Source organism: Kribbella sp. NPDC055071 (assembly GCF_053608045.1).
The window spans coordinates 233,818-255,336 of record NZ_JBSGUS010000010.1; the positions used below are offsets into that span (position 1 = coordinate 233,818).

Genomic DNA, 21,519 nt, shown 5'->3' on the forward strand with positions numbered 1-21,519 from the left:
GGCTTAACGCCACAGGCTTCGGTCCGCTGGGCTACCCGCAACGGGCTCGAAGACCACGTCCTCATCGGGCACCTCCCGGCCGGCCTTGTCGACGAAACCGACGTCGACGAGCTCCCCGGACACGGTGTTGCGCCGGACCACGGTCGGCCCGTCCGCACGCGGCACGTGCACATCACCCCACTGTTGCAGTGACGCCAGCACAAGCTTCAGGTCCGCACCGGCCGGCGTCAGGTGGTACGACGACCTCGTCCGCTGCCCGTCGTCGTGGTACTCGCGTTTCTCCAGCAGGCCGGCCTCGATCAGCGCGGTCAGCCGGTTCGTCAGGATGTTCGGTGCGATGCGCAGGTAGTCGCGGAAGTCGGCGAACCGGGTCGTCCCGAGGTGCGCATCACGCAGGATCAGAAAGCTCCACCGGTCGCCCACCAACTCCAGCGTCCGGGCGATCGAGCAGTTCGGCCGGGTCGCCGTTCGTGTGGTCATTGCACCTCCTCCACCAACTGGCTGCGGTTGCGGGCCGCCAAGGCTCCTACGGCCGCGATCACGAGCAGCGCCAGGCTACCGATCACGATCACACCCAGGAGCAACGCCGTACCGAGTCCGGAGGCTGTTGCGACCAGTCCGAGTGTCAGCGCGATCGCACCCTGGAAGACATAGGCAACGAGGTAGACGGCCGCGACCGTGCCACCGCGATGGTGAGCGGGGGCGTGCGTGCTGATCAGTCCCAGCCCGCCAGAGAACAGCAGTCCGTAGCTGACACCACCCAGCACGGTCGTGACCATGAACAACGGCAGCGAATGCGTTCTGGCCGAGGCCTCGAGCAGCGACAGGTCAACCAAGGTGGCTACGGCTCCCACAGCCACCAGCCGGGCCGCAGGGAAGCGACGGCCGACGATTGCGGAGACACCGATCGTCACCGACATGATCGCCAGCACCAGACCGATGACAAAGATGTTCTCCGTCCTGATCAGCTGACGGGCGATCTGGGCGCCGAGCGCCAGAAAGACCGAGCCGAACGAGTACGCCACCGTCACTGCGGCCGCAGAAGCCAGGTAGAGAACGCGAATGCCTTTCGGTACGGCGATCGGACGCGGCCGCCACGGGCCACGGCTCTCGTCCTTGGTGTGCCGCGGCATCCGCCAGACCAGGCCGAAGACTCCGACGATCACCGCGAGCAGCACCCAGAAGTCCAGGTGGAGCGGAGCGGGTCCGTATTCGATCAGTCCGCCGCCGACGATCGTTGCGAGCGACAGACCGGCCGCAGTCGCAGCAGTGGTGATGGACGAGGCGCGTGCCGCCTTGCCACGCGCACTGAACTCCACCACCGCGGCTGTTGCCGGGGTCAGCGCCAGACCAACGCCCGCGCCCATCAGCACCCGCCCGGCGTAGACCCAGCCGACCGACGGCGCGATGGCGAACAGCAGGACGCCGGCCAGCATGGCACCGACGCCGTAGAGCATCGTGGTGCGCCGGCCGATGTAGTCGGAGAGCTGTCCGAAGAGCAGCAGGAAGACGACGAGCACGACCGGATAGACGGCGAAGATCGCGGTCGTCGCAGTGGGAGTGAGCTGCCAGGTCGAGGCGTAGAGCGGGTACGTCGTTGTCGGGGCAGCGCTGGTCCACAGGCTGATGCCCGCGACCGCGGCGGCGGTCCAGAAACTCGCCCTACGGCTCAGGGGACGGACGGCGGTCGTGACGGGCAATTCGAGAGCGGAGGTCATGCCGGGGGTTCCTTCCGGTGATGCTGCTGAGTTGCTCGATGCAACCCAGAACACCTGAGTTGCTCAATGCAATCCAGATCGGGAAGTGATCCCCGTCACACCACCGCCGGTCAGGGCCGCTGTTGGGTCAGGGGCCGCAGCCGTTCAGGGCCGCAGTTGGGTCAGGGGCCGCAGCTGAGGCAGGGCCACGGGCGACCGCAGCGGGAGCAGCGGCCGTCGACGCCCGGGGCCGGCAGCCAGACCGTCTCCAGCGACTCGGCCGGTGGCGGCGTCTTGCCGGGAACGGCGGGCGCACTGGGGAGCCAGTGGATCCGGGTGCGACCGCCGGTGCCGTGAACTGCCAGCACAGACTCGATCCCGCCGTCCCAGGTCGACGTGCTCGGCCACGGACCGCGCCACCTCAGCGCAACGGCACCGTCGGACCACTCCACGCCCTCGGCCAAGATGCCGGTGGCTGCGGACCTGTCGCTGCCTGCGGACGTGTCGGTGTGGCGGACCAGACGGAAGAGGCGAGCCTGTCGCTGCATCGTGTTCACCTCTGAAGCGTCGCCCAGCGCCCACTGTGCACAACAGGTGTGGTCTGTGGGCTGTGAGAACAGCCCACACCCCTGACTCCCCACTTGGGCTGGTTTTGTCGATGGGGCCTTGTAACTTCATCACCACGCACCGCAACCACCAGGCGGACCAGTGAGCGGGCCGGAGGGCTCGCAGCACGAACGGGGGCATCCTGTGGCTGACACAAGGTTGACCAAGGCAAGTACTACGCAGAGGTCCGGGAAGACTGCTTCCACCAAGGCTGCTGGGGGCCCATCAGCCTTCGGCGCGCAGTTGCGGCAGTGCAGGCAGGCGGTCGGCTTGAGCCTGCGGCAACTGTCAGGCCGCGTCGGGTACGACCACAGCTATCTCTCGCAGGTGGAGCGCGGCCAACGCCTGGGATCCGCCGACCTGGCGCGTCTCTGCGACCGCGAGCTCGGCACCGGCACGCAGCTCACCGCCCTGTACGCCGAAGCACACAGCGAGCCACCCCGTAGGCGTCCTCCCGTCGACAACCTTCCGATGGATCCGTTGGCAGCCGCGTGGCAGGAGCTGGCCGGTGGGTGCAGCGGAGTGGACGAGGATGCAGACCCTCAGAGCGTTCCGCCGGGCGCACTGCTGCCGGAGTTGGTCAGCGAGCTGCGGTTGCTGCAGGCCCGTGGGCCGGACGGCGTGACAGCGTTCAGCGCCAGAGTCACGCGACAGTGTGTGCTGATCGCCGAGACGCTCACCGCACTCGGCGAGGCACGTGGTGCGACCCGTTGGTGGTGGGCCGGGCGCGCGGTCGCGGACGACTCGGGCGAGGGCTGGCTGCGCAGCGAGGTGCGCGTGGCCGAAGCGGTCAGTGGGATGGCGGAGCGGCGGCCTTTGCCACACCTGCTGGAGCTGGCGGACGAGGCGTTGGCGCTCGCGCACCACGGGCGGGTCCGCCTCAGCATCGTCGTACGGGCTCATGCGCTGCGTGCACGAGTGCTTGCGGCGATGGGTGAAGCGGCCGAAGCACACCGTGCTCTCCAGGAGTTGCTGAGTTGTTCGGATGCGTTGCCTTCGGCAACCACGCAGGACCTCGCGCCGTACCAGGTGCATGGCTTGGAGGGTCGAGTGTGCGCCGGCCTGGGGTACGGGCCGGCCGGGTGCCTGCTGTTGGGACGTGCGGTGGAGTTGTGTCCGGAGGAGCGGGTGGGTGAGCGCGCGAGGCTGCAGGTGGCCCAGGCGGAGTGTCTTGCCGTGGATGGTGAGGTCACCGTCGCGCTGGCCGTGGCCATGCGGGTGCTGGTCGAGCTTCCCGACGAGTGGCACACCTACTACCTGTACGACGATGCCCATCGAGTGCTGTCGGCGACGCGAGAGCGTGAGCCCGGACTGTCCGCGGTGCGAGATCTGGAGGTGCTGCTGGAGCGCAAGGCATACCAGCGTGGCCGGAGTGTGGGCAGCGGGTCGTGGTCGAGTGAGTGGCGGGGGTAGCGTGCGCAAGGTGACAGCAGAGACGACGGCACCAGGCACGTGGGACTTTCCGGTCGAGTTGCGGAGTGATCCGGCCAGCGCGGAGGCTCGGGCCGAGGTGCTCGCGAAGCCCTCGTTCGGGCAGGCGTTCACGGACCACATGGTCGTGGCCAACTGGACGGTCGACCGGGGATGGCATGACTCGAAGGTGACGGCGTACGCGCCACTCACCCTCAGCCCGGCTGCCGCCGTATTCCACTACTCGCAGGAGATCTTCGAGGGTCTCAAGGCGTATCGGCACGCGGACGGTTCGGTCTGGGCGTTCCGGCCGGAGCGCAACGCGGCCCGGTTCACGGCGAGCGCCCAGCGGCTCGCACTGCCGCAGGTGCCCGAGGACGCGTTCCTGACGGCGCTGCGCGCATTGGTGACAGTGGACGAGCCATGGGTTCCGTCCGCGGCGGACGGCGAGACGAGTCTGTACCTGCGCCCGTACATGATCGCGACCGAGGCGGCGCTGAGTGTGCGGCCGGCGCATGAGGTGCTCTTCGGAGTTATCGCCTCACCGGCTGGTCCCTACTTCGGCACCGGCCCCAAACCGGTCTCGATCTGGTTGACGATGTCGACCATCCGCGCCACCCCCGGCGGGACGGGCGCAGCCAAGTGTGGCGGGAACTACGCCGCCAGCCTGGCCGGACTGGCCGAAGCGGTCGCCAACGGCTGCGAACAGGTCGCCTTCGTCGACGCCGTCGAGCACAAGTGGCTCGAGGAGATCGGCAGCATGAACCTCTTCTTCGTGTACGCCGACGGCCACCTCGTCACGCCCGCCCTCAACGGCTCGATCCTCGAAGGCGTCACCCGCGACTCGGTCATCGAGCTGGCGGCGGACCTCGGACACACGGTCGAGGAGCGCCAGGTCTCCGCGGACGAGTGGAAGGACGGCGTCCGCAACGGCGAGATCACCGAAGTCTTCGCCTCCGGCACCGCGGCGGTCATCACCCCCATCGGCCGCGTCGCCTGGCCGGACGGCGACCTCACCATCGGCGACCACTCCGTCGACCACGGCGTCGGCCCAGTCACCCAGTCGATCCGCAACACCCTCCTGGACCTCCAGTACGGTCGCATCCTCGATCAGCACGGCTGGCTGACCCGACTGACCTAGGACGGGTCCTCCCGATCCCGCGGCCTAGGCGTGGGATCGCGAGGCACGCCTAGTGCTAGTTGTCCCAGGCTGGGATTAGGTTGTGGGCATGGCTGAGTCCAAGGGGAAGGCGAAGAGTCCTGCGATCGAGTTGGAGATCGAGGGGCGGACGGTGCGGATCTCGAATCCGGATCGGGTCTACTTTCCTGCCCGGGGTGAGACGAAGCTGGATCTGGTCAAGTACTACCTGTCGGTCGGCGACGGGATTGTGAATGCGTTGCGGGAGCGGCCGTGCATGATGCACCGGTTCCCGGAGGGCGTCGCGGGCGAGAAGGTGCATCAGAAGCGGTTGCCGCATGGGGCGCCGCCGTGGATGGACACCGTGCGGGTGAAGTTCCCGCGCTACAACCGGACTGCGGACGAGCTCTGCGTGACCGAGATCGCGCACGTGGCGTGGGCGGTGCAGATGTCGACCGTCGAGTTCCACCCGTGGAACTCGCGCCGTGCCGACACCGAGAAGCCGGACGAATGGCGGATCGACCTCGACCCGATGCCGGACTGCCCGTTCGATCGCGTCCGCCGGGTCGCCCACGTCGCTCATGAAGTGCTGGAAGAGCTCGGCGCGGTCGGGTATCCGAAGACGTCCGGCGGTTCGGGGATCCACATCTACGTGCGCGTGGAGCCGTCGTACGGGTTCTCCGACGTACGACGTGCTGCCCTGGCCTTCGCCCGTGAGGTCGAACGGCGCGCCCCGGACGACGTGACCACGACGTGGTGGCGCAAGGATCGTGACCCGAAAAAGTTGTTCGTGGACTACAACCAGAATGCACGGGATCACACGATCGCCAGCGCGTACTCGGTTCGCGGCAACCCCGAAGGCACTGTCTCGACGCCGATCCGGTGGGACGAGGTGGACGACGTCAACCCGAAGGACTTCACCATCCAGACCGTCCCGCCCCGCTTCGCCGAGCTGGGCGATCTGCACGAGTCCATCGACGACAACGTCTACTCCCTCGACACCTTGATGGAGTGGGCCGCACGGGACGAACGCGACGGCGCCGAAGAACCACCCCCACCCGAGGAGTGAACGCCTCGGCCGCGCGGTGGTGGTGTAACGCCTCGGCCAGGCGGAGGAGTAAGCGCCTCAGCCGGCCAGGCCGTGGTGGAGGAGGTCGGTGAGGGTGTCGATGGCTTCTTCGTCGGTGATGGTCAGGCCGCTGGCCGGGTTGACCACGAGCCAGGTGTAGGCGAAGCCCTCCATCAGCGCGTTCATCGCGGAGATCGCGACCGTGGGATTGGCAGGCGGAGTGGGCAGGTGGGCGAAGTGATCGATCATGTGCTGGTCGTCGTCGGCCATGATCTCCTGCAACCGCCGACCGAGCTCCGGGTCGACCATCGCGGCCTGCTTCACCGCGATCATCTCCGGCAGATGCGCCCGGTAGAACGCCCAGAACGCCACGACGTGCCAGCGGACCGCTGACAGCTTGCTGAAGTCCTCGTCGTGACCGGCGAAGTCGAGCACCAGCTCGTCGGCCGACGCGAGCATGTCCTTCAGGAGCGCCTCGAGCAACTCCTCCTTGCTCGCGAAGTGGTTGTAGAACGACCCCGTCGCCCGGCCTGCGGCCGCGGTGATGTCGGTGATCTTCGTGGTCAGGTACCCGCGCTCCGCGAAGACCTCCCGCGCGGCCTGCTTCAGCGCGGCTTCGGTTCCGGCCGCCCGTTCCCGTCGGCTCACCGTGTCCGTCACAAGTTCCTCCTTGACACCGAACCCTAGTCAGGCCCAAACTGAATCCGAATTCAGTGAATCATAATTCATCCAAGGAGACCACATGAACGTTCTGATTGCCGGTGCCGGACCGACCGGCTTGACGCTGGCGATCGACCTCGCCCGGCGCGGTGTCGACGTACGCCTGATCGACAAGGCGACCGAGTTCTTCGACGGGTCGCGAGGTGACGGACTGCAGCCGCGGACCCAGGAGGTGTTCGAGGACCTCGGCGTACTGGACGAGGTGTTCCGGCAGGGACGCTCGATGCCGCTGATGAAGATCTACCTCGGCGGCCAACTGGTCGACGAGCGGCGGATGGCCGAGCCAGTCGAGCCCACCGCGGACATTCCGTACCCGAACGCCTGGTTCCTGGGCCAGTCCAAGACCGAGGACCTCCTGCGCGACAAGCTCTCCGAGTACGGCGTGGCCGTCGAACTGGACACGGCAATCGTCGGATTCAGCCAGGACGCCGACTCGGTCACCGTCGAACTCTCCACCGGCGAGACCGTCGTGGCCGACTACCTGGTCGGCGCCGACGGCGGCAAGAGCTTCGTCCGCAAGCACCTCGGGATCGCGTTCGAGGGGACCACCGACGAGTCGATCCGGATGCTGCTCGGCGACATGTCCGCCGACGGGCTCGACCACGAGTACGGCTACTGGTTCGCCGGACAGGACAACCCGATGGAGGGAATCGCCCTCACCCCGCTCTCCGGCGGCGACCAGTTCCAGTTCGGCGCTCCGCTCGACAACGACAACCCCGACACCTCACTCGAGGGTCTGCAGAAGCTCGTCGACCACTACGCAGGTCCCGGTACGGCGAAACTCCGCAACCTCACCTGGTCGACTGTCTGGCGGCCGAACGTCCGGCTCGCCGAGCGGTTCCGGGTCGGTCGCGTCTTCATCGCCGGCGATGCCGCCCACGTGCACCCGCCGACCGGCGGCCAGGGCCTGAACACCGGAGTCCAGGACGCCTACAACCTCGGCTGGAAGCTCGCGGACGGTCGCGAAGAGGTGCTGGCGACGTACGAGACCGAGCGTCGCACCAACGCAGCCCGGGTGCTAGGGATCTCCGACGACCTGATGCAGCGGCACCTCGAGGGTGATGTGTCCGCCATGGAACGCGGCGAGAACACCCGCCAGCTCGACGTCTCGTACCGCGACCTGTCCGACACCAGCCCGATCGCGTCCGGCGACCGCGCTCCCGACTCCCCACTGGTCGATGCCGCAGGCAACAAGACCCGTCTCTTCGAGCTCTTCCGCGGCCCGCACGAGACCCTTCTGCGCTTCTCCCCCACCACTCCGGCAACCCACCCGCACACCGTCGACCTCACCCGCGAGACTTCTCCCGAGGCCTTCGTGCACTACCACGCGACCGACGGCGACGAGATCCTGATCCGTTCCGACGGCTACATCGGCTAGGCGGTGTGGGCGATCTGCTCCTGGATCTTGAATTCGAGGCCGTCGGCGGCGGCGAGGTAGACGTCCTGGTCGACCAGATTGCCGTCGAGGCGGAGCAGACCGCGGGGGCTGTCGTAGAAGTGGCCGGTGGGGAGAGCGGCGACCGAGGACATCGCGATCGTGCCGCTCACCTCCCCGAGGCGGGCGAGGAAGCGGATCGCCTCGTAGCAGGATTCGCCGACGGCATTCAAGGCTGGAGCGAACTGCCCGTAGCGGGCGTAGTACTGCTGAGCAAACTCGCCACTCTCCACAGTCTCCAGACCATCGAAGTACGCCGCGGCCGCGTAGACACCGTGATTGGCCGCCGGGCCGGCGCCGAGGAGCGTGTTCTCCTCGATTGCGGGGCTCAGGCGGAGCAGATCCTCACTCAGTCCGGCCCGGGCGAACTGACGGTTGAAGTGAACCGCATCCTGGCCCATCAGGAGCATGATCACCCCATCAGCCTTGGTTGCCATCAGCCCCTTGATCACCGGCTCGAAGTTCGTGGTGCCGAGCGCAACATACTCGGCGCCGACAATCTCGGAACCCGTTCCCTGTAAGGCCTCCTGAGCCACACTCCCGGTCACCCGGGGGTAGACGTAGTCGTTGCCGACGACAACCCAGCGTCGGGCGCCGTGATGCTCGCGCAGCCAATGCGTTGCCGGCAGCAACTGGTTCACCGGACGTTCGCCGAGCAGGAAGACACCGGGCGTGTCGTCGCCGCCTTCGTGCATTGCCGCGAACGCGTAAACAACCCGCCCGCCGATCCGCCGGGCAAGCGCGACCCGTACGGCGGAGATGTGCCAGCCGGCGACCGCGTCGACCCTGCCACTGTCGACCAACCGGCCGACCTCCTCGGCGACGACCTGAGGCGAACGGCCGGCGTCGACGTGGACGAGCTCGATCCGGCGGCCGGCGATACCGTTTCGCGCGTTCAACTGCTCGACCGCGAGCTGACCGCAGGCCAGGCACGACGGCCCGTAGATCCCGGTCGGTCCCTGCTGCGGCACCACGAAGGCGATCGACACCACGTCGGCGTGCCTCCTTGGGCCGTTCATCTGGTCAGTGTGGCGCAACCGGAGGCGGATCTCCGAGCGAACGGCTATATTTCCCACCACCTAGGACGGAGGGGTGCGATGCCGACAAGCCTGCTCCTGCTGCTCAAGCGGGTCGAGCGCGAACTCGAGCTCGGTCTGCAGCCGCTGCTCGGCGAGTTCGAGCTGACGATCGAGCAGTGGCGGATCATGTCGGCGCTGCACGCGGAGCCTGGGCAACCGATGTCGGCGCTGGCCGATTCCGCCGTACTCGCGGCCGCCAGCCTGACCCGGCACGTCGACAAGCTGGTCGAGCGAGGCTTGGTGCTGCGGCGCATCCACGCCGACGACAAGCGTCGCATCGTCACCGCGCTCACGCCCGTCGGCGCGACCGTCGCCGACCGCCTCACGACCGCCCAGCGCAGCCTGGAAGCCGACCTCGCGGATTACTTCCAGATGGAAATACACGAACGTAGCGGCTCGGCAACACAGCGGTAACACCCCGTTCCTAGGTTCCTTCCATTCGGGTGCATCCCCCCCGGCAGCGTCGCCGGTATGCCGGAGCACCGCTCGTTCGAAGGTGCCGCAGGAGTCCCGCCATGACTGTTGAACCCTCGCTCGACCACCATGCCCCACCCCGGGCCGCCGGCCAGACGGCCGCGACCCGGGAGACGCTGGAGGACTACACGCTGCGGTTCGCGCCGCGCAGCTACCGCAAGTGGTCGACCGGCGTGGTCGCGATCTCGGCCCTCGGCGGCATCGCCTACCTCGCCGACTTCGCGATCGGCGCGAACATCGGGATCTCCTACGGCACCACGAACGCCCTGTGGGGTATCGGGATCTTCGCCGTGGTGATCTTCGTGACCGGACTACCGCTGGCCTACTACGCCGCGCGGTACAACATCGACCTCGACCTGATCACCCGCGGCAGCGGCTTCGGGTACTACGGCTCGGTGGTGACGAACGTGATCTTCGCGTCGTTCACGTTCATCTTCTTCGCGCTCGAGGGCTCGATCATGGCCCAGGGTCTGCATCTCGGGCTGAAGATCCCGGTGTGGCTCGGGTATGCGGTCTCGACGCTGGTGATCTTCCCGCTGGTGATCTACGGGATGAAGGTGTTGTCGACGCTGCAGGTGTGGACGACGCCGCTGTGGCTGATCCTGATGGTGCTGCCGTTCGTGTACCTGGTCGTATCGCACCCTTCCTCGGTCTCGACGTTCTTCGACTACGGACCCGATGCCGACCTGGGGTCGATGCTCCTCGCGGCCGGTGTCTGCCTGTCGCTGATCGCCCAGATCGCCGAGCAGATCGACTACCTGCGGTTCATGCCGCCGAAGACACCGGAGAACTCGCGCAAATGGTGGACCGCCGTCCTGCTGGCCGGCCCGGGCTGGGTGATCTTCGGCGCGATCAAGCAGGTCATCGGGCTGTTCCTCGCGGTCTACATCATCGCCCAGGTGGCCGACGGTTCCGCGATCGCGAACCAGCCGGTGCATCAGTTCCTCGAGATCTACCGCGGCTTCCTGCCGGGGTGGCTGGCGATGACGTTGGCCGTCGTACTGGTCGTGATCAGCCAGGTCAAGATCAACGTGACCAACGCGTACTCGGGCTCCCTCGCGTGGACGAACTCCTACACCCGGCTGACCCGGCACTATCCCGGCCGGCTGGTGTTCCTCGCCTTCAACCTGGTGATCGCGCTGGTGCTGATGGAAGCGAACATGTTCGACTTCCTCAACACCATCCTCGGCTTCTACGCCAACTGCGGGATGGCCTGGATCGTGGTCGTTGCCTCCGACATCGTTTTCAACAAGTACCTGCTTCGGTTGTCGCCGAAAGCGCCAGAGTTCCGCCGGGGCATGCTGTACGCCGTCAATCCGGTCGGATTCGTATCGATGGCGGTGGCCGCCGGCGTGTCGATCCTGGTCTTCTTCGGTGGTCTGGGCGACGGGATCAAACCGTACTCACCGCTCGTCGCGATCGGGCTCGCCGTCGTACTGCCGCCGATCCTGGCCGTGGCGACCCAGGGCAAGTACTACCTGCGGCGTACTGACGACGGTCTCGACCTGCCGATGTACGACGAACACGGGAACCCGTCGGGCGCCGTCCTGACGTGTCACGTGTGCCGGCAGGACTACGAGCGCCCCGACATGACCGCGTGCGAGACCCACGACGCGGCTGTCTGCTCACTGTGCCTAAGCACAGACAAGGTGTCCGACCACGTTCTACCTTTGCAGTCGTGATTGTCACTCGACGACCCACGAAACCGTACAGCTGGACAGGACGTATACGCCCACCGGTCGGTGAGTTGCCGAACCGCCCGGTGGGCGGTTACGGCAGTGGACATATACGTCCTGTCAAGCCGCACCTCAATCGCGAAGGGAGCCAGCGGGGGTTGCACTCCGGCCCGGCCGGCGGAGAAACCCCGCGTCACCGATGAACTTCACTCCCGCAGACGTCGAGAAGCTGCTGCTCTCCGTGGCCGGCATGGTCGCCCGCGACCGGCTGGCCCGGGGGGTGCTGCTCAACCACCCCGAAGCGGTGGCCCTTCTGAGCACCTGGGTGATCGAGCGAGCCCGCGAAGGCGCCCGCGTCGCCGACCTGATGGAGTCCGGACGGACAGTCCTGACTCGGGATCAGGTGATGCCGGGCGTCGCCGAGCTCCTGCACGACGTGCAGGTCGAAGCAACCTTCCCGGACGGCCGCAAACTCGTCACTATCCACAACCCGATAATCTGAAGGCGGATCCGATGCCTGGCGACGATAGACTTAGCAATGAAGGTCAGGGGGCGCAATCCGGCACCCCCGGCCCAGGGGCGATTCGCACCGCACCGGGCACCATCGTCCTGAACGCCGACCGCTCGGACGACGAACGTTTACGACTGGTGATCGTGAACACCGGAGATCGGCCGATCCAGATCGGCTCGCACCTGCATCTACCGGATGCGAACACCGCCCTGTCGTTCGACCGTGAAGCCGCACAAGGCTTCCGGCTGGACGTCCCGTCCGGCACGTCCCAACGGTTCGAACCAGGCGCCTCCCGCGAGGTGAACCTGGTTGCCTTGAAGGGCAACCGGCTGGTGCCGGGCATCCAGGTGAAGCCGGACTCCCCCAGCGAGGTGGATCGTGGTTGAGATCTCGCGGGCCGCCTACGCCGCGCTGTACGGGCCGACCGTGGGCGATCAGGTGCGCCTGGCCGACACCGACCTGTGGGTTGAGGTGGAGCAGGACCTCACCGTCGGTGGGGAGGAGGTTGTGTTCGGCGGGGGGAAGTCGATCCGGGAGTCGATGGCGCAAGGTACGACGACCCGCGCGGAGGGTGCCCCGGACACGGTCATCACGAACGTGCTCGTGGTCGACTGGTGGGGCATCGTGCGCGCCGACGTCGGGATCCGGGACGGGCGGATCGTCGCGCTCGGGCGGGCGGGGAATCCGGACATCGCGGACGGCGTACACCCGGATCTCCGGATCGGCCCGTCGACGGACGTGATCGCGGGTGAGGGCCGGATCCTCACCGCGGGTGCGATCGACTCCCACGTGCACCTGCTCTCCCCGTCCCAACTACACGAGGCGCTGGCGACCGGGATCACCACGATCGTCGGCGGCGGGACCGGGCCGAGTGAGGGGTCGAAGGCAACTACCGTCACCCCTGGCGCGTGGCACCTGGAGAAACTGCATCGAAGCCTCGACCATCTCCCACTCAACATCCTCCTGCTCGGCAAGGGGAACACGGTCAGTGCGGAGGCCCTCGCCGAGCAGGCACTCGCGGGCGCGGCCGGGTACAAAGTCCACGAGGACTGGGGTTCGACGCCGGCCGCGATCGACTCCGCGCTGCGGGCCGCCGACGAGTGGGGTCTTCAGGTGGCCCTGCACGCGGACAGCCTCAACGAGGCCGGGTACGTCGAGTCCACCCTGGGCGCGATCGCCGGTCGCGGGATCCACGCGTTCCACGTCGAGGGCGCGGGCGGCGGCCACGCGCCGGACATCCTGTCGATCGCGTCGTACCCGCATGTCATCCCCGGCTCGACGAACCCGACGCTCCCCCACACCGTGAACACAGTCGCCGAACACCTCGACATGTTGATGGTCTGCCACCACCTGAGCCCGGACGTTCCCGAGGACCTCGCCTTCGCCGAGTCGCGGATCCGGGCGACGACGATCGCGGCCGAGGACATCCTGCACGACCTCGGTGCGCTCTCGGTCACCTCGTCGGATGCGCAGGCGATGGGCCGGATCGGCGAGGTGATCACGCGGACCTGGCAGGTCGCGCACGTGATGAAGAACCGGCGTGGCGCGCTCGACGGCGGTCTTCCGGCCGACAACGAGCGGGTACGGCGGTACGTCGCGAAGTACACCATCAACCCAGCGGTTGCCCACGGCATCGATCACGAGGTCGGGTCCGTCGAGGTCGGGAAGCTGGCGGACCTGACGGTGTGGGATCCGCGGTACTTCGGGGTGCGGCCGAGCCTGGTGATCAAGGGCGGCGCGATCGCGTGGGCAGCGCTCGGTGATCCGAACGCGTCGATCCCGACCCCGCAGCCGGTGTTGATGCGACCTGCGTTCGGGGACGCGATCGGGGCCGACCTCTCGTTCACGTTCGTCTCTCCGGCAGCGTTGGACGATGGGCTGGCCGAACGGCTCGGCCTGCGTCGGCGGCTGCTGGGCGTACGGCCGACGCGCGAGATCGGCAAGGCGGACATGAAGAACAACAGTGCGTTGCCGTCGATCGACATCGATCCGGAGACATTCGCGATCGAGGTCGACGGGGACCTGGTTGAGCCCGCGCCGGCGGAGGTTCTGCCGCTGGCCCAGCTCTATGCGATGTTCTGATGTCCAGCGCCGAGGTGGTCGCGCTGATGCTGGCGGACGCGAGGTTGCCGACCGGCGGGCACACGCAGTCCGCCGGATTGGAGCCGGCCGTCCGGGCCGGGTTGGGTGCCGAGGGCAAGCAACTCGCGGAGGTTCCGACGTACGCCCGCGATCGTCTGCGCACCGTCACCCGCGTCGAGGCCGCCGTCGCCGTCCTGGCTCGCCACGTCACCCTCACCAACACTGCCCCATCGAGTCGTGCGGATTGGTCCGGGGCCGGTACGTCGAGTCGTGGATCGCGACTCGAAAATCCGGCCGTACCGAACCTCGATCCACGACTCGGAGGACGAGCCGGGGCGGCGCAGAACGTGGGGATGGTGGAGGCGGCGTGGGCTGCTCGGACCCCTAGCGATGTGTTGCGTGGCGTGTCTCGGCGACAAGGCCGGGCGTATTTGCGCCTGGCCGCGCGGGTTTGGCCAGAGGTCCTGAAACATCTGGCGCCGGACACCGAGATTCCGCGGCCGATCGTGGTCGGCGTCATCGGAGCGGTCAACGCGCTGTCGGCCGAGCAAGTCGCCCGAGTTGTCGCGTACGACGACGTCCAGACAGTCGTGTCCGCATCACTCAAGCTGCTCCCGGTAGACCCCGCCGACGCGGCCAGCTGGGTGGCGTCGATCAGCGACGACATCGAGCAGCTCGTGACCGAGGTCGCGCCGCTGACGGAGCTCGAGAAGATTCCCGCGAACGGCGCACCCCTGATCGACCTGTTCGCCCACGACCATTCGATCCAGAGAATGAGGTTGTTCCATGCCTGAGAAGACGCGTTCGTTCCGCCTCGGCGTCGCCGGCCCGGTCGGCACGGGGAAGAGTTCGCTGATCGCGACCGTCTGCCGCGAACTGGCCGCCGAGCTCCAGATCGGCGTGATCACCAACGACATCTACACCGACGAGGACGCCCGGTTGCTGCGCGCGGCCGGCGTCCTGGATCCGGAACGGATCCGCGCCGTCGAGACCGGCGCCTGCCCGCACACCGCGATCCGCGACGACGTGACGCCGAACCTGATCGCCGTCGAAGACCTCGAACGGGACTTCGCGCCGCTCGACGTCGTACTCGTCGAATCCGGCGGCGACAACCTGACCGCGACCTTCTCCCCCGCCCTCGTGGACGCGCAGATCTTCGTCCTCGACGTCGCGGGTGGCGGCGACGTCGCGCGCAAGGGCGGTCCGGGGATCGCGCGCGCGGACCTGCTCGTGGTCAACAAGACCGACCTCGCGCCGTACGTCGGGGTGGACGTCGACCAGATGGTGAAGGACGCCGAGGCTGCCCGCAACGGGAAGCCGGTACTGGCGCTCTCCCGCACGGACCCGCAGTCCGTCGCCCAGCTGAAGGACTGGGTCGTCGGCATGACCAGAATCGTCCACGGTGGCGACCACACCCCGGTCGATCCCGGTCCGATGGCACCGCACACGCATGTCGGCGAGGACGGGCAGCTGATCACTCATGTCCACGCGCATTGAGGTCACCGCGGATCCGGTCCGCGATCGGTGCGTACTGAGCACCGACCTCCTCTCACCACGCCGATTGCCTGCGGCACAAGGCGTCGTGCGGATCGCTTTAGTTGCCGCAGGCGCGCTTTTGCTCGCCGGCGATCAGGTGCACATCGAGATCGTGGCTGCGGGACCAGTGCGGCTCGAGATCATCGAGACCGCCGGCACCGTCGCGTACGGGATGCGCGGAGGGTCGGCGCGCTGGGACGTCGACATCCGGCTGACCGACGGCGCGAGCCTGCACTGGTACGGCGAACCGTTCGTCGTCTCCGCCGACGCCAACGTCACCCGCTCGACGACCACCCACCTCGCCCCAGGCTGTACGGCGGAACTCCGCGAGTCACTCGTACTCGGCCGGTACGGCGAAGTCGGCGGCACCCTGCACACGACCACCCGCGCCTGGATCGGCGACGACCTTGTACTCGCCGAAGACCTGACCCTCGATCCGGACACCCGGCACGGCTGGGCGATCCTCGGATCCGCCCGCTGCCTCGACACTCTCACCGCACTCGGCTTCCGCCTCCCCGAGGCGCCCCGCACCCTCCAACTCGAAGCCACCGGATCCATCGCCCGCCGCTTGGTCCACCACCAGCACGAAAGCGACCTCGTACGTACCTAAGGGCGCCTTGGCAGAGGAAGTCCGTCACGGGTCGGGGAGGTGCAAAGGCCGGCGGACCTGCGCCACTCACCAACAACACCGGCCAGCGCCCAAGCACCCGTCCAGCAGGCACACGATCCGCGGTTGATGAGTGGTGGACGTCCGCCGAGGCACGGATCCCCAGACCATCACAATCACCACCGACCGCAGCCATCACGCCTGAAGCCCATCCGGCGAGTGGATTGTGATGGCCTGGAGCTCCGGCAATCAGCTGGGCCGAGCAACCCGGGCGATGAAGCCGGCGACGCCGTCCAGGTAGAGCTCGAGGCCGAAGTCGAAGTCCTCCTGGTTGTCTTCCTCGTAGGTCACCGGCTCGTCGAAGACTCCGGACGCCATCAACCGGGCGACCGACGGATACACGCGCGGATCGACCACGCGCGCAAGGGTCGCACCGAACTGCCGGAACGCGGCCGGGTTCTCGCCGTACCCGGCCGCGAGGTCGGACGCGACCCGGATCTGTCCCTGCACATACGTCATCAACCCCATCACCACACCGACCTTCGCCTCCTCCGGCAGGCCGGTGTCCGTCAGCGCGCCGAGGGCGGAGTCGAACCAGGCGAGATTGTTCGGACCGGCGGGCGGACCGGAGATCGGGAGCTTCGCGTACCACCGATGCTTGCGGATCTCGGCCATCACGCTCCGCGTCCAGAACGTCAGCCCGACCCGCCAGTCGCCGTCCGAAGGCAAAGGCTGCGGGCGTTGGATCGCGGCATCGGACATCAGCACGAGCAGCTCGTCCTTGCTCTTCACATGCCGGTAGAGCGCCATCGTCGAGTTGCCCAGCCGCTCCGCCACGCGCGCCATCGAGACCGCGGCCAGGTCGTTCTCCTCGTCGGCGATCGCGATCGCGGCCCGGACGATGTCGTCCAGCGTCAGCGACGGCTTCGGCCCGCGCCGCCGTGGCGCCTCCTGCAACCGCCACATCAGCGCAACGTCCGCGGGCAGCTCAGCCGGCACCTCGTCGTAGCTCACCGGCTCAGTCTAGGGCTTGCCAACCGATACTGCGTATCTGTTACGCTATTTAGCGTATCTAATACGCAGTAAGGAGGGGATCATGATCGTCGAGGCAACCGGGCTGCAGAAGTCGTTCGGCCCGACCGAGGTGCTGACCGGCGTCGACCTGCAGGTCCGCGAGGGATCCGTGCTCGCGCTGCTCGGCCCGAACGGCGCCGGCAAGACCACCATCGTGCGGATCCTGACCACGCTGACCAGACCGGACGCCGGCCAGGCCACGATCGCCGGGTACGACGTACTCCGCGCGCCGGCCCGGGTCCGCGAAGTCATCAGCCTGACCGGGCAGTACGCCGCGGTCGACGAGAACCAGACCGGTCGGGAGAACCTGGTGATGGTCGGCCGGCTGATGCACCTGGACCGACCCGCGGCCCGACGCCGGACCGGTGAACTGCTTGAGCAGTTCGGACTGACCGACGCGATGGATCGCCGGGTGAAGACCTACTCGGGTGGGATGCGGCGGCGGCTCGACCTGGCGATGAGCCTGATCGCGCGGCCGCGGGTGATCTTCCTGGACGAGCCGACCACCGGCCTGGACCCGACGAGTCGATCGACGATGTGGGACGCGATCGGCGACCTGGTCCGGGACGGCACCACGATCCTGCTGACCACGCAGTATCTGGAGGAGGCGGACCGGCTCGCCGACCGCATCGTGCTACTCGATCACGGCACGATCGTTGCCAACGGCACAGCGGACGCCCTCAAAGCCCAGGTCGGCGGCGAACGCATCGAGTTGCACTTCGCCACCGAACCAGAGTTGCTCAAGGCAACCGGCGTACTGGACAACTCGCAGCAGACCGGCGGCCTGGTGCTCGGCCTTCCGTCGGACGGTACGGCGGCGCACCTGCATCACGTGCTCGACGTCCTGCGCGACAACGGTGTGGAGCCCGAGCGGGTGTCATCACACCGCCCGACTCTCGACGACGTATTTCTCGCGCTGACGGCTTAGGAGACGGCTCATGGCACACGCACTGTCCGATGCGGTCACGATGGTGGATCGCAGCATCCGGCTCGCGCGGCGCAACGTCGAGACGTTGTTCGCCTCGATCCTGCTGCCGTTGATGATGATGGCGCTGTTCGTCTACGTGTTCGGCGGCGCGATCACCACAGGCACCGAGTACATCAACTACGTCGTACCGGGAATCTTGTTGCTCACCACCGGGTACGGCGCAGCCTCCACGGCGATGGCCGTCGCCGACGACATGAACACCGGGATGATCGATCGGCTGCGAACACTGCCGATCCGGAGTTTCGCCGTACTGACAGGCCACGTCACCGCGAGCGTCACCCGGAACGCGGCATCGACGGCACTAGTAATCGTGGCCGCGCTGGCGATGGGGTTCCGCCCGGTCGGTGGCGTGGTCGACTGGCTCGCCACGATCGGCTTGCTGTTGCTCTACGTTCTGGCGTTGTCCTGGCTCGCGGCCGGTCTCGGTGCGATCGCCAAGTCGGTCGAGTCCGCCGGCACCATGGGCTTCTTCATGCTGTTCGTGCCGTACTTGAGCAGCGCGTTCGTCCAGCCCGAGACGATGCCGGCGTGGCTGCGTCCGATCAGCGAACACCAGCCGATCACGCCGGTGATCGAGACTGTCCGCAGCCTGTTGATCGGAACACCGATGGGCACCAACGGCTGGATCGCGCTCGCGTGGTGTTGTGGTCTGCTCCTGTTCTCGTTCGCGCTGGCGACAATGCTGTACCGGCGCAGGACCAGCCGTTGAGCGCAGGTTTCGCGCCGCCCGCCGAAAAGCTATTCGAAGGAGATTGAATAGCCACAGGGGTGACCCCTCGGTCGAGTTAACGTCAAAGTCCCCCCAACGTGTGGAGGTCCCACTCCCCCCGGGACCCACACGGACAAGCGCCCTGGTCATTGACCGGGGCGCTTCGTTTTCACAAGGTTTTCACAGGACGACGGGTAGCTCGACCAGGCCGCGAGTGCGGATCGTGTCCCGGTAGCGGAGCTCGGACCGCGGCACGGCGAGGGCCAACGAGGGCGCGTGATCGAGCAAGCCATCGAGCGCGATCGTGAGTTCCAAGCGGGCCAGTGGCGCGCCGATGCAGTAGTGAATCCCGTGTCCCAGCGCGAGATGCCCGCCGCCCGCACGATCGAAGTCAATGCGCTCCGGATCCGGGAATCGGTCCGCATCGCGGTTCGCCGAGGCCAGCCCGAGCATGACGGTCTCCCCGGCCGGGATCACCACGCCGCCGATCTCCAGGTCCTCGAGCGGGAAGCGCCGGATCGCGAGCGGTGCGGGCCCGTCGTACCGCAGCAACTCGTCGACCGCGGCCGGCAGCAACGACCGGTCTGCCTGCAACCGCTCCCACAGACTCCGGTCCTCGAGCAGCGCGAGTGTCGCATTGCCGATCTGATAGGCGACGTTCTCGTAGCCGGCGAACAGGATCAGGAACACCAGTGAGGTCAGCTCGTCGTCGGTCAGCCGGTCGCCGTCGTCCCGCACCGCGATCAGATCGCTGACCAGATCGTCTCCGGGCTCGGCCCGCTTGCTGGCGATCAACCGCGCGAAGAACTGCAGCATCGCGCCGATCGCAGCCCGCGCGTCCTCCGGACCCGGCGGCGCGAGCAGTGTGTCGGTCCAGGCCTTGAAGTTGGTCCGGATCTCCTCAGGTACGCCGAGCAGGTCGCAGATCACGGTCATCGGCAGCGGACCGGCGTAGTCGGCGATCAGGTCGGCCGTGCCTCGTCGTACGACGGACTCCAGCAGGGCGTCCGCCGTACGACGAATGGGATCGGCCAGTGCGTCTACGCGTCCCGCTGTGAACGCTCGGGTGACCAGGGAGCGGATGCGGGTGTGGTCGGGCGGGTCCATGTTCAGGAGGTTGGCGTCCAGTGCGGGCGGGAGGCTCAGACCGCGGTAGTTGCCGGGCAGTGCGTGGCTCTTGTCGACCGACAGCCGTGGATCCGTGAGTGCCCGGCGGACGTCGTCGTACCGCGTCACGAGCCAGGCGGCGCCGCCGTCGGGCCCCTTGATCCGGTGGACCGGGCCGGATTCGCGGAGGGCGGAGTAGGCGGCGTACGGGTCGCTCGGGGTGATCGTCACCGGTCCAAAAATACTGTCTTGCGGTGTCGATTCCGGCCGTCCTGATCCGACGTATCAGTAAGAGCTACCAAGGGAGAGGGTCAGAATGAACACGGTTGAGAACACCACCAAGACGATGATCGTCACCATGTTGGCCGAGGGCAGCCCGGTCTGGTTCGTTGCAGGCATGGTCAACATGCGCAGCCACGACGTCTACGAGATCGGTCACGCGGCCGGTTACCCGGACAAGGCCAAGCTGCGCCGTTCCCTGTGGGCCGCTCAGAACCGGCAAGCCGCCTGACCTCACAGCACCCGCCGGACACCGGGAAGCTTCCGGATCGGTTCGGCGAGCAAGAAGCAAGCAGGCAGTACGACGAGAGCCCCGAGCGTGACCTTGACCAGCGAGGGCAGGCCCACGTCGCCGAGCAGGCGCGCGAACGCGGTCACGACCAGTGCGTGGATTACGTAGACCGTGAAGACCCGACCGGACAGACGGCTCGGAGAGTTGAAGCGACGGCGGAAGAGCGTGAGTAGTGCGAGCACCAGGCCGACCGCGAAGCAGGAATCCCAGAGTGCGTAGAACAGCGAGCCCAGCGTGCCGTAGCCGCTCCACGACCCGCCAACAGTCAGTGCGAGCGGCAGAAACACCACAGTGGCACCAAGAGCGAGCACTAGTCCCAGTTTGCCCAGCCGCGCCGAGGTGGCAGTGAACCAACCACGCCGGTACGCAACCATCCCCAGGACGAAGAAGCTCACGTACTCCGGTAGGTAGGCGCTCGTCGGGAAGTCGATGACCGGAACGGACAGACCCATCGGGATGACAATTCGCACTGCGTAGGTCACCACGGCCAGTCCGGCCACGAAGGGGATCACTGCGCGGAATCTGAGCGGTTGAGGGGTCTGTGGACGCGGACTGCGGGTCAGCTGCCGGTAGCCGGCGTACGACGTGTCGAAGGCCAGCAGCGCGAGCGCGAACCAGAGTGGCCCGCTGCCGATGCTCTGCAGGTAGTTGATGCCGGTGCCGAGGTAGAGGATCGGATTCAGCACGAAGTAGAAGACCACGAGCGGGACGCCGAGTCGGACGAAGCGGTCGCGAAGGAACGCGCGCGGACCCTTGCGGTCGTAGGACGCCGGCGAGAAGTAGCCCGAGAGCAGGAAGAATGCGCCCATGAACCAGGACTGGTTCAGTAGCAGGAAGACCGACAGTCCCAGGCCGACCGCTCCGCTCGTCGGTCGCTCTGTGTAGTACCAAACCGGCATCCCGCTGTAGACGCCGGCGAGGTGGTGCAGGACCACGAGCGAGATCAGGACGACCCGCAGGTTGTCCACGAACCACAGTCGGGCCTTGGTCGTGCTGGTGGTTGAATCCATCGTGAATGCCATGTCTGCAA

23 protein-coding genes are annotated in these 21,519 nt (G+C 67.3%); 15 read left to right on the forward strand and 8 right to left on the reverse strand.

The window, feature by feature from the left end; translation table 11 throughout:
* Positions 1 to 3: 3 nt before the first annotated feature.
* The 3 genes from ACWF4Z_RS18930 to ACWF4Z_RS18940 all read right to left on the reverse strand — a co-directional run bounded on the left by ACWF4Z_RS18930 (position 4) and on the right by ACWF4Z_RS18940 (position 2,245).
* Entirely contained in the window at positions 4 to 480 is a 477-nt protein-coding gene (locus tag ACWF4Z_RS18930; RefSeq protein WP_452244369.1) for a winged helix-turn-helix transcriptional regulator, read from the reverse strand.
* On the reverse strand, positions 477 to 1,718 hold the full coding sequence (locus ACWF4Z_RS18935) for an MFS transporter (protein ID WP_452244370.1): 1,242 nt from the start codon (positions 1,716 to 1,718) through the stop codon (positions 477 to 479). Before ACWF4Z_RS18935 ends, ACWF4Z_RS18930 begins: the two co-directional genes overlap by 4 nt.
* Positions 1,719 to 1,879: 161 nt before the next feature.
* Positions 1,880 to 2,245 (reverse strand): hypothetical protein, encoded by a 366-nt coding sequence (locus ACWF4Z_RS18940; protein WP_452244371.1) that lies wholly within the window; start codon positions 2,243 to 2,245, stop codon positions 1,880 to 1,882.
* 202 nt (positions 2,246 to 2,447) lie between these two features.
* Between ACWF4Z_RS18940 and ACWF4Z_RS18945 the strand changes: the two genes are divergently transcribed.
* From ACWF4Z_RS18945 to ligD, 3 genes are all read left to right on the forward strand, one after another.
* Positions 2,448 to 3,716 carry a helix-turn-helix domain-containing protein gene (locus ACWF4Z_RS18945; RefSeq protein WP_452244372.1) on the forward strand — a complete coding sequence of 423 codons (1,269 nt, stop codon included), beginning with the start codon at positions 2,448 to 2,450 and terminating at the stop codon, positions 3,714 to 3,716.
* 10 nt (positions 3,717 to 3,726) lie between these two features.
* A complete protein-coding gene (locus ACWF4Z_RS18950; protein ID WP_452244373.1) occupies positions 3,727 to 4,854 on the forward strand; it encodes a branched-chain amino acid aminotransferase in 1,128 nt (375 codons plus the stop codon).
* Between the two features lie 88 nt (positions 4,855 to 4,942).
* Positions 4,943 to 5,920: a non-homologous end-joining DNA ligase gene (gene ligD, locus ACWF4Z_RS18955; RefSeq protein WP_452244374.1), complete on the forward strand. Its 978-nt coding sequence runs from the start codon at positions 4,943 to 4,945 to the stop codon at positions 5,918 to 5,920.
* 57 nt (positions 5,921 to 5,977) lie between these two features.
* Here ligD and ACWF4Z_RS18960 read toward each other — a convergent pair whose 3' ends face one another.
* Positions 5,978 to 6,580, reverse strand: coding sequence for a TetR/AcrR family transcriptional regulator (locus ACWF4Z_RS18960; protein WP_452244375.1), 603 nt, complete (start codon positions 6,578 to 6,580; stop codon positions 5,978 to 5,980).
* A gap of 82 nt (positions 6,581 to 6,662) precedes the next feature.
* Here ACWF4Z_RS18960 and ACWF4Z_RS18965 point away from each other — a divergent pair, with 82 nt between their 5' ends.
* Positions 6,663 to 8,018, forward strand: a complete 1,356-nt coding sequence (locus ACWF4Z_RS18965) for an FAD-dependent monooxygenase (protein WP_452244376.1) — start codon at positions 6,663 to 6,665, stop codon at positions 8,016 to 8,018.
* On the opposite strand, the gene ACWF4Z_RS18970 is transcribed toward ACWF4Z_RS18965, so the two are convergent.
* Positions 8,015 to 9,094 carry a substrate-binding domain-containing protein gene (locus ACWF4Z_RS18970; RefSeq protein WP_452244377.1) on the reverse strand — a complete coding sequence of 360 codons (1,080 nt, stop codon included), beginning with the start codon at positions 9,092 to 9,094 and terminating at the stop codon, positions 8,015 to 8,017. The genes ACWF4Z_RS18965 and ACWF4Z_RS18970 overlap by 4 nt on opposite strands.
* A 78-nt stretch (positions 9,095 to 9,172) precedes the next feature.
* On the opposite strand from ACWF4Z_RS18970, the gene ACWF4Z_RS18975 reads away from it, so the two are divergent.
* The 8 genes from ACWF4Z_RS18975 (at position 9,173) to ACWF4Z_RS19010 (ending at position 16,043) form a co-directional block, all read left to right on the forward strand.
* On the forward strand, positions 9,173 to 9,568 hold the full coding sequence (locus tag ACWF4Z_RS18975) for a MarR family winged helix-turn-helix transcriptional regulator (protein ID WP_452244378.1): 396 nt from the start codon (positions 9,173 to 9,175) through the stop codon (positions 9,566 to 9,568).
* 101 nt (positions 9,569 to 9,669) lie between these two features.
* On the forward strand, positions 9,670 to 11,310 hold the full coding sequence (locus tag ACWF4Z_RS18980; protein WP_452244379.1) for a purine-cytosine permease family protein: 1,641 nt from the start codon (positions 9,670 to 9,672) through the stop codon (positions 11,308 to 11,310).
* Positions 11,311 to 11,503: 193 nt separating this feature from the next.
* Positions 11,504 to 11,806 (forward strand): urease subunit gamma, encoded by a 303-nt coding sequence (locus ACWF4Z_RS18985; RefSeq protein ID WP_380176056.1) that lies wholly within the window; start codon positions 11,504 to 11,506, stop codon positions 11,804 to 11,806.
* A gap of 11 nt (positions 11,807 to 11,817) precedes the next feature.
* Positions 11,818 to 12,201 (forward strand): urease subunit beta, encoded by a 384-nt coding sequence (gene ureB / locus ACWF4Z_RS18990; RefSeq protein WP_452244380.1) that lies wholly within the window; start codon positions 11,818 to 11,820, stop codon positions 12,199 to 12,201.
* Positions 12,194 to 13,897: an urease subunit alpha gene (locus ACWF4Z_RS18995; protein ID WP_452244381.1), complete on the forward strand. Its 1,704-nt coding sequence runs from the start codon at positions 12,194 to 12,196 to the stop codon at positions 13,895 to 13,897. Before ureB ends, ACWF4Z_RS18995 begins: the two co-directional genes overlap by 8 nt.
* Positions 13,897 to 14,691: an urease accessory protein UreF gene (locus ACWF4Z_RS19000; RefSeq protein ID WP_452244382.1), complete on the forward strand. Its 795-nt coding sequence runs from the start codon at positions 13,897 to 13,899 to the stop codon at positions 14,689 to 14,691. The genes ACWF4Z_RS18995 and ACWF4Z_RS19000 overlap by 1 nt, the downstream gene beginning before the upstream one ends.
* The gene (ureG, locus tag ACWF4Z_RS19005; RefSeq protein WP_452244383.1) at positions 14,684 to 15,394 is read left to right on the forward strand and encodes an urease accessory protein UreG; all 711 of its coding nucleotides are present in this window, start codon (positions 14,684 to 14,686) and stop codon (positions 15,392 to 15,394) included. Before ACWF4Z_RS19000 ends, ureG begins: the two co-directional genes overlap by 8 nt.
* Complete coding sequence (locus ACWF4Z_RS19010) at positions 15,378 to 16,043, forward strand: urease accessory protein UreD (RefSeq protein ID WP_452244384.1); 666 nt, start codon at positions 15,378 to 15,380, stop codon at positions 16,041 to 16,043. Before ureG ends, ACWF4Z_RS19010 begins: the two co-directional genes overlap by 17 nt.
* 246 nt (positions 16,044 to 16,289) lie before the next feature.
* On the opposite strand, the gene ACWF4Z_RS19015 is transcribed toward ACWF4Z_RS19010, so the two are convergent.
* Positions 16,290 to 17,054, reverse strand: a complete 765-nt coding sequence (locus tag ACWF4Z_RS19015; RefSeq protein WP_452244385.1) for a TetR/AcrR family transcriptional regulator — start codon at positions 17,052 to 17,054, stop codon at positions 16,290 to 16,292.
* Between the two features lie 82 nt (positions 17,055 to 17,136).
* Here ACWF4Z_RS19015 and ACWF4Z_RS19020 point away from each other — a divergent pair, with 82 nt between their 5' ends.
* Together ACWF4Z_RS19020 and ACWF4Z_RS19025 are read left to right on the forward strand one after the other, a co-directional pair.
* Positions 17,137 to 18,042, forward strand: coding sequence for an ATP-binding cassette domain-containing protein (locus tag ACWF4Z_RS19020; protein WP_452244386.1), 906 nt, complete (start codon positions 17,137 to 17,139; stop codon positions 18,040 to 18,042).
* A 10-nt stretch (positions 18,043 to 18,052) separates the two neighbouring features.
* Positions 18,053 to 18,811, forward strand: coding sequence for an ABC transporter permease (locus ACWF4Z_RS19025; RefSeq protein ID WP_452244387.1), 759 nt, complete (start codon positions 18,053 to 18,055; stop codon positions 18,809 to 18,811).
* Between the two features lie 180 nt (positions 18,812 to 18,991).
* On the opposite strand, the gene ACWF4Z_RS19030 is transcribed toward ACWF4Z_RS19025, so the two are convergent.
* On the reverse strand, positions 18,992 to 20,149 hold the full coding sequence (locus ACWF4Z_RS19030; RefSeq protein WP_452244388.1) for a cytochrome P450 family protein: 1,158 nt from the start codon (positions 20,147 to 20,149) through the stop codon (positions 18,992 to 18,994).
* A gap of 85 nt (positions 20,150 to 20,234) precedes the next feature.
* Between ACWF4Z_RS19030 and ACWF4Z_RS19035 the strand changes: the two genes are divergently transcribed.
* Positions 20,235 to 20,429, forward strand: coding sequence for a hypothetical protein (locus tag ACWF4Z_RS19035; protein ID WP_452244389.1), 195 nt, complete (start codon positions 20,235 to 20,237; stop codon positions 20,427 to 20,429).
* 2 nt (positions 20,430 to 20,431) lie between these two features.
* Here ACWF4Z_RS19035 and ACWF4Z_RS19040 read toward each other — a convergent pair whose 3' ends face one another.
* Complete coding sequence (locus ACWF4Z_RS19040; protein ID WP_452244390.1) at positions 20,432 to 21,511, reverse strand: acyltransferase family protein; 1,080 nt, start codon at positions 21,509 to 21,511, stop codon at positions 20,432 to 20,434.
* Between the last annotated feature and the right edge of the window lie 8 nt (positions 21,512 to 21,519).